The organism is Buttiauxella sp. WJP83 (assembly GCF_027594725.1).
Lineage (GTDB): Bacteria > Pseudomonadota > Gammaproteobacteria > Enterobacterales > Enterobacteriaceae > Buttiauxella > Buttiauxella selenatireducens.
Map to the genome: position 1 here is coordinate 3,239,159 of NZ_CP110080.1, position 13,005 is coordinate 3,252,163.

A 13,005-nucleotide genomic window follows, 5' to 3' on the forward strand; every position below is an offset into this window, starting at 1 on the left:
TCACCCTTTCGGTTTAAAATGAGGGTTGGCAAACATAAAACCACCGTCGACGATAAACGATTGTCCGGTGGTGTAGCTGGCGCTGTCAGAACACAACCATGCGACCAGGCTCGCAATTTCTTCGGTTTCACCCGCGCGGCCTAAAGGGATTTCAGGAATTCGGCTGCTGGCTCCGTCGCCTTCACTCATGTTATTCATTGGCGTGGCGATGGCCCCGGGCGCGACGGCATTGACCAGAATTTTATACTGCACCAACTCCATCGCCATGGATTTGGTTAACCCGCCCAACGCATGTTTCGCTGCGGTGTAGGCGCACGCTTCAGGCAGCGGGGTGTGCTCGTGAACCGAGGTGATATTGACAATTCTGCCGCCACTGCCCTGGGCAATCATCGCGCGCGCCACCTTCTGCGAGCAGACAAATGCGCCATCAACATCCACGGTGAACAGATCACGCCACTCCTCCAGAGTGACATCCAGGAAAGGATTTTTGCTCATTGCCCCAGCGTTATTCACCAGCGCGTCCACGCGCCCGAAACGGCAAATCAATTCATCAATACCCGCAGCCCCGTCGGGAAGATGGGCTAAATCGAGTTGCACTGTCTCCGCACGACGACCAAAACCACCGACTAATCGTGCCGTTTCTTGCGCGCCCTGTTCGTCCGAATGCCAGGTAATGCCGATATCGAACCCCTGCTGGGCCAATATCAGCGCACATTTTTTGCCAATACCCGAATCCGACGCCGTGACGATAGCCACTTTGTTAGCCGTACTCATCACCACCTCCATATTGTTTGCGCGCAGAAACTCATTATAGGAGGTGGTGAGTGATTTGCTTTTGCTACGCTTTACCCGCCTGATAACCACCGCCTAATGCGGAGACGAGTTGCACATCTGCGTTAAGCCATTGGCCGTGAAGCTGGATGGCGCGCGCCTGTTCTGACAAGTCCGGCAATGTCGCCGCACTCATCCGCGCACCGGAAATAATCCCTGCGTGGTACTTTGCTTGCGCCAGCGCTTTGAGCTTTTGCGTACCCTGCATGATGGTGAGCTGATGCTCATTTTCCGCTGCAACCGCATTCAACTGGCTGGCCGCTTTCTCAACATCGTTAACCGCGCCAACCACCGCCTTGTTGTAGCTGGCAATCGACAAGTTGCTTTGCGCACGCACGATATCGAGATTGGCATTCAGGCGTCCGCTGTCAAAAATAGGTAACGTGAAGCCCCCGATGACACCCATTTGCTGTGCTGAACCGCGGAACAAATCGCTCAGATGTAACGCATCATTTTGCAAAAAGGCGCTCAGGTTTACATCGGGATAAAACGCCGCTTTAGCCGCGTCGACGCCACTGAGAGAGGATTCGATGTACCAGTGTGCTTCCTGAAGATCAGGGCGACGAGCCAATAGTTCATAACCCATATGGTCTGGCGCACGGCTACTCACCTTAGGCAATGGCACAGCTTTAATCGTCGAGGCTGCATGTGCATCCCCGGTTATTGCTGCCAACTGCGCTTTAGCGATGTTGATGCGCCCATCGATATCATCAATTTGCTGTTGGGTTTTCACGAAATCGATATTGGATTCCACGTCGTCAGTCGAGGCATTTATCCCTCGGGCGTAAAGGCTGGTTTCAACATCAACGATATTTTTCTGAGCCGCCAGCGTTTGTTGTTTCACCTCTTTTAGCGCCAACAGCGTTTGCATATCCCAATACAGGCGCACCACATTGGTAGAAATAACCTGCTTCGCCTGTGCAAGCTCGGCCTGCTTCGCTCGTATCACGCCGACTTTCGCTTCCACTTCTGCGCGATTCTTGCCCCACAAATCCAGATCCCAACTGGCTGTCAGCCCAAAATTACCGTTGGTGTAGTACGGCCCGGTAGTGCCTGCCGCAGGATCCGTCAGCGCAAACGGCCCCATCACCCCTTCCTGAGACATTTTCTGGCGCTCAACGTTGGCTGAGAAATCCATTTGTGGGCCGTCGCTGGCTTCCTGCATTCGAGTTTGCGCTTGTGCCAGCTTGATACGCTGCTGCACAACGGCAAGGTCCGGCGAATCTTTAAGTGAGCGTTCCACCAGACGATCAATTTGGCTGTCGTGATAACCTCGCCACCAGTCGCTGCCCGGCCATCCATGAGCCAGTTCAGGAGGAAGTTGGGTGTCGAGCTTTTGAGGAGGCGTCTTTTGTGCAAGAGGAGCATCGTCATTGTGCATTGGCGCACAGCCGGATAAAGCCAGCATCAGCGCGATGGCTGACGCAGAAAAGTGGAAACGTGAGGAAGTCATAATCAGCCACAGAGTAAAAGAAAGCGCACAGGTTACGCATTCTGGTGCTGAAAATTTTAGGTATCAGTGGGAATACACCGATTGTAAATAAGGGATACAACTTGAAACTAGTTTCACCGAAAACTATAAGCCTGCTAAACATATTACCATGAGAGATTAATCGGGTAGTGACATCGCCCGCTTACGCTCAGCACTTGGCGTCACGCCAAACACTTTCTTATAGGAAGTCGTGAAATGGTTGCTGTTGGCAAAACCACACAAAAACGCCACTTCGGTAATCGTCATATCGGTTTCTTTGAGTTTGACTCGTGCCGACACCAGCCGCAGTCGTTTCAGGTAGTTTTCCGGCGTCAGACCAGTCACTTCTTTTATATGACGAGAAGTGGTGCGCAAAGTGAGATGGAACTGGCTTGCGAGGTGCTGCCAATCAATTTCGTTAAAACAGTTTTCTTGCAAATGGCTGAGTAATTTATGCAGTTTGTAGCGAGTATTGCTGTATTCCGCCTGCGATTGCGCATAAGTAATATGAGTCACTAAGGTAAAAAATAGCGACTCTTTTAATGCCTGATTGTCGGAACTCGATAGCTCCTTGCAGAAAATTTCACCAATCAGCCGTTTGCACTGCGCTTTTGTTTCCGGCGTAAGCCAGCCGTAATTCGCCGCCCTGCTGCCAGTCATTCGGGTTAATAACCCTTCAATTCCGGTTAAAAAAAGAAACTCCAGCTGCGGGTTAATTAAAATATTGATGAGCTTTAACGTGCCCAATTCATCGTAAAAATGAACATCGTTCTCGCAAATAAAAAACACATCACCCTGCTGGATAAAGATCGGCTTGCCATTAATGACATGCAGGCCGTGTCCTTCATCAACAATCACCAGTTCTTGAAAGCTATGGCTATGCTCGCAATTATTGTCTTCCGGGTCGCTGGCATAGAGAGAAAGTTTGCAATGCTCATCGGGAAAATACTGACTGATTTCTAGTTTATTCATCATGCCGTTCACTTAAACCAACCTGGCGAAAAAATAGAACACTCCAGCCCAAATAACGATCCCGATTTTGCAATTTGTGATCGCCCGCATCAGCACCCCACTCAAAATGCCAATTGCTGACAATTACTGGCAGCCAGAGAAGAGATCGCAACGAGCGTTGCCCCCTAAACTCCGGTCATTCCTTCATCACAAAGGGCGCGGTATGTCACAAGCATTGCAGCAAAATGGTCACATTAAGATGGTTCGACATCCATACATGTTGTCCAAAGCGCAGGAACTCATTCCTGACCTCTGGCATCACGATATTCTCCCCCACGCGATGGTCAGCGCACAGCCTGACTCTGGGCAAATTCACGGTTGGCGAGCAAATGTGGTGAATACCACAGCTGAATTCTTTCAACGCGATTTCGCGCAGGGCGAACACGTGATTATTGATTTCGGCCAGCATTGCGTAGGCTATCTTGAGTTTTCCTGCGAAGCGATCGGCAGCCCACCCGATGCCCCGGCACATCTGCAATTTATCTTTGGCGAAACACTGCCGGAAGTGGTTGAGCCTTTTTCTGAATATCACGGCTGGCTGAGCAGCAGTTGGCTCCAGCAACAAGACTGTTATCTGGATGAATTACCGAACCGTACACGCCTGCCACGCCGTTACTGTTGCCGCTATCTGCGCATCAATGTGATGGCATTATCGCGTAAATTCCAGTTGCGCTTTACCTCTCTAAAGCTGGATACCGTCACCTCGGCATCCCTTGCCGATCTTCCCGCTTACCACAGTGCTGACCACCAGTTAACCCGCATTGATGATGTGGCCGTTAAAACATTGAAAAACTGTATGCAGGAAGTATTTGAAGACGGACCAAAACGCGACCGCCGCCTGTGGCTCGGGGATTTACGTCTGCAAGCGTTGGTGAATGATGTCACGGTGAAAAATTATGCCCTGGTGAAACGCTGTCTGTATCTGTTTGCCGCTATGACGCGGGAAGACGGTATGGTTTCGGCCAATATCTTTGTTAAACCACAGGTTATTGCCGACGATACTTTCCTGTTCGATTACGCGCTGTTTTTCGTCGATGTGCTGCAAGAATACGTCGCCGCCACCCACGATAACGCAACGCTTGCCGATCTCTGGCCGGTCGCCTGGCGGCAAATCGAACTGGCGATGGAGCGTGTCGCCGAAAACGGTATCGTGCGTGACAGCAACGACTGGTGGTCATTTATTGACTGGCATGAAGACCTTAACAAACAGGCTGCTTCACAAGGGGTACTGATCTATTGTCTGAACAAAGCGCTAGTGCTGGCACGGGTTTATGACAGCAGCAAAGTCACCTGGCTTGAAGCACAGATTGCGACCTTGAAAAGTGCAGCACTGCGCGAACTTTGGGATCAACAAAGCGGCTTTTTCGTCAGTGGGCCAGCGCGGCAAATTTCCTGCGCCTCGCAAGTCTGGATGGTACTGGCTGAAGTCGGTACCCCGGAAAGCCAGCGCCAATTGTTAGCCAGACTCCTCTCTCATCCCCCTGAAATCCAGATGAACACGCCGTACATGGTGCATCATTACGTCGCGGCGTTGTTGCAGGTAAATGAAAGGGATCAAGCCACTGGGGAAATCAAACGTTACTGGGGAGCCATGGTGGAACACGGAGCCGATACCTTCTGGGAGCTTTTCGACCCGCAGCGGCCCGATTTTTCCCCCTATGGCAGCAAGCTTATCAACAGCTATTGCCACGCCTGGAGCTGTACACCCTCGTGGTTCATTAGAGAATACCAATTATAAAACAGCAATATAGAGAACAATATCATGTCTACCTCAACGGTTTGGCGGCAACGCTTCGGCTACGGCATTGCGGATTTATCCTGCAATCTGGTCTGGCAAATGATCTCCTTGTACCTGATGTACTTTTATACCGATGTAATGGGATTACCCGCCTATTATGTTGGCCTGATGTTCCTGGTGGCGCGTCTGGTGGATGGCGTCGCGGATGTGTTGATGGGGTTAGTTATTGACAACACCCGCACCCGTTGGGGCCGCTGCCGGCCCTATTTGCTGATCGGCGCAGCACCTTTCGGTTTGCTGTGTGTCCTGGCGTTTTATGTACCCGATTTTGGTACCACTGGACGGCTGATTTATGCCTTCATCACCTATTTATGTTTGTCGTTCCTCTACACCATCGTCAACATCCCGTTCTGCGCGATGCTGCCCTTCTTGACCAGTGAATCAAAAGAACGCACTACGCTTTCAACAGTGCGAATTTTGTTGGGATCGCTGGGTTCGACGATTGTCGCCGTTGCCACGTTGCCGCTGGTAAAAACGTTGGGCCAGGGCAATCAAGAACACGGTTTTTTATATACCGCGATAGTGTTCGGCATGATTGCGACTTTCTTTTTGCTGGTTAGTTTTCGCAATGTCGAAGAGAAGATAAACATCACCTCAGAAAAGATGACCTTAAAACGTGCCTGGTTAAGCCTGCGCCACAACCCACCGTGGTTTGTTTTTGCCATCAATATCTTTCTGATGTGGGGCGCTTTTTTCTTCCAGACTGGCGCACTGGTTTACTTCTTTAATTACTACGTCGGGAATAGTGAATTAACAGCGCTGGTGGCGGGTATCTCTACCTTCGTGCCGTTATTAGGCACGCTGACCGTGCCGTTACTGGCAAAGCGCATGAAAAAACGCCACGTTTATCTCGTTGCCTCAGCCATCAATCTTACGGGCATGGCGGTCATGATCTTTGCTGGTGTTAACGTGATGGCCCTGGTCGTGGGGGCGGTAATTTTGTCACTCGGTGCAGGGCAACGTACCGCAATTTATTTCTCAATGCAGGCCGACCCGGTAGATTATGGCGTCTGGAAAACGGGGATTAATACCGCGGGGATTTTAACCTCAATCAACGGTTTTTTGGGCAAAGTCGCGATGGCAGGAGCGGGTGCGATTACTGGGATCATGCTTTCCGCCAGCGGCTATGTGGCGAATCACGCGCAAACTGCCGATGCCTTATTCGCCATTAAATCCTGTTATCTTTATATCCCTGCTGCGTTAATCGTCATATCCATGCTGTGGATAGGGAAGTTTTACCGCCTTGATGATGATTATGAAAAAATACGCGCTGATTTAGATGCTGCAAATGTACAGGAGTGCTAATGACACAAAATATCTATGATAACCCCGCTTTTTTTGAAGGTTACGCCACCCTTGACCGCTCAATTAAAGGATTGGATGGCGCGCCGGAATGGGCGGCCATTCAGTCACTGTTGCCTGATCTTCGCGGCAAGAAGATCGTTGATTTAGGCTGTGGCTATGGGTGGTTTTGCCGCTATGCCCGCGACCAGGGTGCAGCACAGATTGTCGGCCTGGATGTCTCGGTAAAAATGCTGGAAAAGGCACGTGAGATGACCGCGGGCAGCGGTATTGTTTATCGTCGTGAAGATCTCGAACGGTTAGATCTTGATGTACAAAGCGTCGATCTGTTTTACAGCTCACTGGCACTGCATTATCTGGAAAATATAGACACATTATTTGCAACCCTTTACCAGTCTCTGGTTCCCGGGGGCATGTTGGTTTTTTCAGCGGAACATCCGATTTACACCGCACCGCTGCAACAGGGATGGCTTGCCGATCAGTCCGGGCAAAAATCCTGGCCGGTTAATCATTATCAGCAAGAAGGCGAGCGCATCAGTAACTGGTTTGCTGACGGCGTGAAGAAGCAGCATCGCAAACTTTCGAGCTGGCTTAACGCGCTGATTGCCAGCGGCTTTGTTATCGAAAAACTCGATGAGTGGGGGCCGAGTGCGGAGCAAATTGCGCAAAACCCGGCGCTTGCTGAAGAAAAAGAACGCCCGATGATTTTCCTGCTTGCAGCACGCAAACCGCTCAACTGATGACCTACAATTTGTCTTAATTTCCGTTCACGGGGAGGCTTCTCCCCGCGCTTCCCGTCATCCTTGCCTATACTCATTAAACATTAGCCATAACCAGGGAACCTCGATGAAAATTATTCTTTGGGCAGTTTTAATTATCTTTATTATTGGCTTACTGGTCGTAACAGGCGTGTTTAAGATGATTTTCTAGTCACATAAGGTGCCACTTCTGTGGCACCATTTTGCTATTCCCTTCTACGCAATCTCTTTGAGTTTTACTCACATAACGCACTTCAACTTGCAGACACTCCCGGCAAAGCTTTATTATCACTCCAATTGATTGGAGACATAATGACTATCAAAGAAAGTGATTTCCGTAAAATCGACCTCAATTTGTTGATTGCCTTTGCGGTGTTATTTCGCGAACAAAGCGTGTCGCTGGCGGCGGATAAACTGCATCTTGGACAGCCCGCAGTAAGCGGGTCACTCGCCCGTTTGCGCGAAATGTTTGACGATCCGTTGTTTATTCGCAGCGGTCATCGCATGCAGCCTACGGCACGAGCAACAGAGCTGCACACCGAACTGATGCCACTGCTTGAGCAGTTGCAAAGCGCATTGTTCCAGCAGGCAGATTTCAATCCCGCTAACGCCAAAGCGACGGTCACTATCGGTATGACTGATTGGGTAGAAATGTGGCTGATGCCGCGTCTGGTGCCTGCATTGCGTGAACATGCTCCCGGCGTGCGTTTGAATGTGGTTTCAAGCGACCCGTTTACCGATGCACAGCGTCTGGAAGGGGGTGACCTGGATATGGCAATCAGTGTGGCAAATCAGTCAGCGCGCTGGATGGAACGTGAATTATTGGCGTCGATGCCGTTTGTTACGCTCTGGCACCCCGCGCAGTTACAGCTCGATACCCCGCTGTCTGCGGAGGTTTATGCTGCACAACAACACGTGTTAGTCAGTTACCGTGAAGCCGCCAGTAGTCATATCGATACGCTGTTAGCGAAACAAGGTCTGAAGCGTGAAATTAGCTACACCACGCCGCATTTTTCCGCGCTGCCCGGTCTGCTTAGCAAGATGCCAACGCTTGCGACGGTGCCGCAGGGTTTATGTGAGAACTGGCAGCAAATATGGGGGTTACAGAGCAGCCCCGTCCCGCTGGAGATGGCTCCTTTTGAGGTGGCACTGCTGTGGCATCAGCGTCATAACAGTGATGCGGCGCTGATGTGGGTACGCGGATTTATCAAGCGGTTAGTGGGGTAATTCCCCCCCTCATCCCAGCCTTCTCCCCAGGGAGAAGGGGAAAACAGGATAATCCCCTCTCCTGGGGGAGAGGGTTAGGGTGAGGGCGTCCGGACTAAAAACTCAGCGCTTCAAACTCCCGCCGTTGGTCGCAATCACCTCTTTATACCAGTTGAAACTTTTCTTACGCGAACGCGCAAGCGTGCCGTTGCCCTGATCGTCACGATCCACATAGATAAAACCGTAACGCTTCGACAGTTCCGCTTTAGACGCGCTCACCAGGTCAATCGGCCCCCAGCTGGTGTAACCCAACACGTCGACGCCGTCTTCAATCGCTTCGCCAACTTGCACTAAATGGTCGTTGAGATAGCTGATGCGATAGTCGTCATGCACCGTACCGTCAGCCTCGAGTTTGTCCTTCGCCCCTAAACCGTTTTCAACAATAAACAGTGGTTTTTGATAACGGTCCCAAAGCTTATTGAGCAGAATGCGCAGGCCAACAGGGTCAATTTGCCAGCCCCATTCGGAACTCGCCAGATGAGGGTTTGGCACCATGTTCAGAATGTTGCCACGAGCTTTAGCATTGAGCTCTTCATCTGCGGTGACGCAGCCGGTCATGTAATAGCTAAACGAGATAAAATCGATGGTCGATTTCAGCGCGTCGCGGTCGCTATCTGAGATCTCAAGCTTAATGTCATGGTCACGGAAATAACGCAGCATATAGCCCGGATATTCCCCACGGCATTGCATATCACCAAAGAACAACCAGTTGCGGTTTTCCTGCATCGTTTCCAGCACATCTTCCGGCTTACAGCTCAGCGGATACACAAGGCCGCCCAGCAACATGTTGCCAATACGCGCATCAGGAATGATTTCATGGCAGGCTTTTACCGCCAACGCACTCGCTACAAGTTGATGATGAATCGCCTGGTAAATCTCAGCTTCGCTGCTCGTATCTGGCAGCCCAACGCCGGTCATCGGCGCATGCAGTGACATATTAATTTCGTTGAAGGTCAGCCACAGTTTCACTTTGTTTTGGAAATGGGTGAAAACACTACGTGCATAACGCTCAAAGAAAGTGATGACTTCGCGATTACCCCAGCCGCCGTAGTTTTTCACCAGACCCCATGGCATTTCGTAGTGAGACAGCGTCACCATCGGCGTGATGTTATATTTTGCCAGCTCATCAAACAGGCGGTCGTAGTAAGCCAGCCCCGCTTCATTTGGCTGGGCTTCATCACCCTGTGGGAAAATGCGCGTCCATGCGATGGAAACACGCAAGCAGCTAAAGCCCATTTCCGCAAACAGCGCAATGTCTTCCGGGTAGCGGTGATAAAAATCGATAGCCGTGTCTTTGATGCCAAAATCACCGGGCTTACGCTCAACTACGTCACCAAATACGCCATGAGGCTGAACATCGGACGTTGAAATCCCCTTCCCATCTTCACGCCATGCACCTTCGACCTGATTTGCGGCAATCGCACCGCCCCACAGAAATTTCTCAGGAAATGTTTTCATCTGGTTCTCCTTGGTTTAGCGGCTTACCGTCAGGAACGGCGCACCTGAATCAATTGAGTGATCGTTTGTCATGCGCGTCACCGCGCGGTACTCGTCGCTGTTACTGATAATCACAGGCGTTGCCAGGTCGTAACCCGCATCAAGAATCGCCTGCCGGTCGAATTCAATCAGCAAGTCACCCGGCTTAATTTTGTCGCCCACTTTCACATGAGCGGTGAAGAATTGTCCGTCCAACTTCACGGTATCAATGCCGATATGGATCAACATTTCTATGCCGCTATCGCTGAGCAATCCAATGGCATGGCGTGTCTGGAACAGCGAGGCAACTTCACCAGAAAACGGTGCGATAACTTTTCCGGTCCGCGGGATAATCGCTGCCCCATCGCCCAACAAGCCGCTGGCGAAGGTGGAATCCGGCACCTGATCCATCGCCAGCACCGTCCCGCTCATCGGGGAGAGAATGTCGTTTTCAGTGACCTGTGCAATGACGGGCGCATCGGTTTCAGTGCGAGGTAAACCGGCAACCCAGGTCAGCGCACAGGCGATGACGAGCGCGAGAACCGTCCCGATAACAGCCCCCCAGACGCTGGCATCCACGCCGCCAGGAGGGATCATTTGTGCAAGGGTAAAGATATTGGCAAAACCAAACGAATAGACGTTGCTGTGGCTAAATCCAACAATTGCGCCACCAATTCCTCCGGCGATACAGCCGAAAATAAATGGGCGACGATGAGGTAGCGTAACGCCGTAAACCGCAGGTTCAGTAATGCCAAAGATACCGGCGCTGACGGCTGAGCCCGCCAGCATTTTCAAACGGGTATCCCGTGTGCGCAGGAAAATCCCAAGGCACGCGCCGACCTGCCCCATAATCGCCGGAAGCAGCAGCGGTAACAGCGTGTCGTGTCCAAAAACGGAAAGATTGTTGATCATCAACGGCACCATGCCCCAATGCAGGCCGAAGATAACGCACACCTGCCAAATGGCCCCCATCACCCCACCCGCAAGCCACGGTGCAAAGGCATAAATCGCTTCATAACCGTGAGCCAGTAACTGGCTTAACCAGGTTGCCGCCGGGCCAATCAGCAGAAAGGTCAACGGCACGGTGATCGCCAGGCAAAATAGCGGAGTGAAGAAATTGCGAATCGCTGACGGCAGCACTTTGTTACTGCCCTTTTCAATCCAGCAACTGACCCAGGAGGCGAATAAAATCGGGATCACCGATGAGCTGTAGTTGATAAAGGTAATCGGGATACCCAGGAAGTTTTCTGTGACCGCCCCCGCCTGGTTTGCCGCATCAAATGCCTGCATCACCACCGGATGGGTTAACGCTCCACCAATCGCCATGGTAATAAATGGGTTACCGCCAAATTTCTTACCGGCGGTGTAACCCAGCGCCAGAGGGAAGAAGTAAAACAGCGCATCACTGGCGGCGAACCACAGCTTATAGGTACCGGTATCAGTCGATAACCATCCGAAAACCACGGCCATCGCCAACAAGCCTTTGAGGATACCGGAGGCAGCCATGACACCAATAAACGGCGTGAACACCGCCGAAACAAGATCAATCAATCGGCTAAGGATATTGATCTTTTCGGTGGAGCCGTGCGAAGGCTGCTCGCTATCATCGGTGATACCGGCTTCGGCACGCACCGCGTTGTAAACATCATGAACGTGGTTACCAATCACCACCTGGAATTGCCCACCACTTTCAACCACCATAATCACGCCAGGATTTTTTTTGAGCGCCTGGGCATCTGCCTGTTTCGCGTCTTTGAGCTTAAAACGCAAGCGCGTGGCGCAATGGACCAGGCTTGCGATATTCTCCCGCCCACCGACATGGGTCAGAATATCTCTCGCAACCTCTTGATATCCCATAATTGTTTCCTTTCACTTTTCAGCGTATGTGTCTGAGTAAAATAAAAAAACCTGAGACCATCCTCCTGTTAAGGAGGCCGGTGCTCAGGTTTTGCCTGCCGCAGCAGTAACAATCCGTTTTGGGTATTTATTTCAATCAATACCCAAATAATTGACGTTGTATCAAGACGGCAAACTCGGGAATCCCCAGGAGCTTACTTGAGTAAGTGACTGGGGTGAGTGAGTGCAGCCAACGCAGAGACAACTTCAAGTATGACGGGTATTTAAACTATCTTTACGCACCCGCTCTATGTGTATCGCGAGGAACATAATTTCTTCAGTGGTCAGTTCGCGCTGATATTCAGCCACCAAATGACGGTTTAACTTTTCCGCACAACGCCATGCCAGCGGATAGTTGTCTTTCACCGCCACATGTAGCGTGACGTCATCATCAGCCACTACGTTGCGGTTGAGCATACGCTGGGCGAAAAATTTAAGATGCGTAACGAACCGCTGATAGCTCAAACTTTCTTCGTCATAATCCAGCGTTAGCTGGTACTTCACGATATGCAAAATTTCCTGCATCACGCGGGTCACGTGCATCACTTCAGGCATTTCACTGTTCAACTGCGCGGTCACCAGATGCAGTGCGATAAATCCCGCTTCATCTTCCGTCAATTGCACATTCAGCCGTTTTTCTATGATGGCTAGTGCTTCCTGGCCGAGTAAAAACTCTTTCGGGTACAGGCGCTTAATTTCCCACAGCAACACATTGCGGATAGCGACACCCTTTTTTTGCCGCTCGATAGCAAAGTGGCAATGGTCCGTCAGCGTGATGTAGAGGCTGTCCTGTAATTTACCCAGTCGCTGGCGAGAAAGCTCAATAATACGGTCGCAGGTCGTCATCACTTCCAGCGGGATTTGACTTAATAACTCGCCTAAACGCGCCACCAGTTCATCGCTTTGCAGAGCAAAAACTTTCTCAATTTTGTCCTGTTCGAGCAGCGTACCTACCTGTTTCTGAAAGGCCAGTCCGCGCCCCATCACAACTTGCTCACGCCCGTTTTCGTCCAGAATCACCACTACGTTGTTATTGAGTATCTTGGCGATCTTCATCTGTACCCCAGAAACAAAAAAACCTGATCTCCGACCGGGGCCAGAAAATCAGGTTTTGCCTGCAGAAGCAGTAACAATCCAATCCGATAAATCTACCAGCTTCGCTTTGCTCCACAACCCGCCGATGGAAAAAGCGTGAT

The 13,005-nt window shown here is 51.0% G+C and carries 11 protein-coding genes; 5 read left to right on the forward strand and 6 right to left on the reverse strand.

Annotated features, from left to right (window positions below; all coding sequences use genetic code 11):
* The 3 genes from OH773_RS15045 to OH773_RS15055 form a co-directional block, all read right to left on the reverse strand.
* A complete protein-coding gene (locus OH773_RS15045) occupies nucleotides 1-774 on the reverse strand; it encodes an SDR family oxidoreductase (RefSeq protein WP_270139581.1) in 774 nt (257 codons plus the stop codon).
* A 64-nt stretch (nucleotides 775-838) separates the two neighbouring features.
* Nucleotides 839-2,284 (reverse strand): multidrug resistance outer membrane protein MdtQ, encoded by a 1,446-nt coding sequence (gene mdtQ / locus OH773_RS15050; protein ID WP_270139583.1) that lies wholly within the window; start codon nucleotides 2,282-2,284, stop codon nucleotides 839-841.
* A gap of 156 nt (nucleotides 2,285-2,440) precedes the next feature.
* Entirely contained in the window at nucleotides 2,441-3,274 is an 834-nt protein-coding gene (locus OH773_RS15055; RefSeq protein WP_270145890.1) for a helix-turn-helix domain-containing protein, read from the reverse strand.
* Between the two features lie 202 nt (nucleotides 3,275-3,476).
* Here OH773_RS15055 and OH773_RS15060 point away from each other — a divergent pair, with 202 nt between their 5' ends.
* The 5 genes from OH773_RS15060 to OH773_RS15080 all read left to right on the forward strand — a co-directional run bounded on the left by OH773_RS15060 (nucleotide 3,477) and on the right by OH773_RS15080 (nucleotide 8,398).
* The gene (locus OH773_RS15060; RefSeq protein ID WP_270139585.1) at nucleotides 3,477-5,051 is read left to right on the forward strand and encodes an alpha-L-rhamnosidase-related protein; all 1,575 of its coding nucleotides are present in this window, start codon (nucleotides 3,477-3,479) and stop codon (nucleotides 5,049-5,051) included.
* Nucleotides 5,052-5,075: 24 nt separating this feature from the next.
* The gene (locus tag OH773_RS15065) at nucleotides 5,076-6,416 is read left to right on the forward strand and encodes a glycoside-pentoside-hexuronide (GPH):cation symporter (RefSeq protein ID WP_270139587.1); all 1,341 of its coding nucleotides are present in this window, start codon (nucleotides 5,076-5,078) and stop codon (nucleotides 6,414-6,416) included.
* Nucleotides 6,416-7,153 (forward strand): class I SAM-dependent methyltransferase, encoded by a 738-nt coding sequence (locus tag OH773_RS15070; protein ID WP_270139589.1) that lies wholly within the window; start codon nucleotides 6,416-6,418, stop codon nucleotides 7,151-7,153. Before OH773_RS15065 ends, OH773_RS15070 begins: the two co-directional genes overlap by 1 nt.
* Nucleotides 7,154-7,259: 106 nt before the next feature.
* Nucleotides 7,260-7,343: a small membrane protein YohP gene (gene yohP, locus OH773_RS15075; RefSeq protein ID WP_072009412.1), complete on the forward strand. Its 84-nt coding sequence runs from the start codon at nucleotides 7,260-7,262 to the stop codon at nucleotides 7,341-7,343.
* Nucleotides 7,344-7,483: 140 nt separating this feature from the next.
* Nucleotides 7,484-8,398, forward strand: a complete 915-nt coding sequence (locus tag OH773_RS15080; RefSeq protein WP_270139591.1) for a LysR family transcriptional regulator — start codon at nucleotides 7,484-7,486, stop codon at nucleotides 8,396-8,398.
* 102 nt (nucleotides 8,399-8,500) lie between these two features.
* Here OH773_RS15080 and OH773_RS15085 read toward each other — a convergent pair whose 3' ends face one another.
* The 3 genes from OH773_RS15085 to licT form a co-directional block, all read right to left on the reverse strand.
* Nucleotides 8,501-9,895: a glycoside hydrolase family 1 protein gene (locus tag OH773_RS15085; RefSeq protein WP_270139593.1), complete on the reverse strand. Its 1,395-nt coding sequence runs from the start codon at nucleotides 9,893-9,895 to the stop codon at nucleotides 8,501-8,503.
* A 15-nt stretch (nucleotides 9,896-9,910) separates the two neighbouring features.
* Complete coding sequence (bglF, locus tag OH773_RS15090; protein ID WP_270139595.1) at nucleotides 9,911-11,770, reverse strand: PTS beta-glucoside transporter subunit IIABC; 1,860 nt, start codon at nucleotides 11,768-11,770, stop codon at nucleotides 9,911-9,913.
* Nucleotides 11,771-12,016: 246 nt separating this feature from the next.
* The gene (gene licT / locus OH773_RS15095) at nucleotides 12,017-12,865 is read right to left on the reverse strand and encodes a BglG family transcription antiterminator LicT (RefSeq protein ID WP_270139597.1); all 849 of its coding nucleotides are present in this window, start codon (nucleotides 12,863-12,865) and stop codon (nucleotides 12,017-12,019) included.
* Nucleotides 12,866-13,005 lie beyond the last annotated feature (140 nt).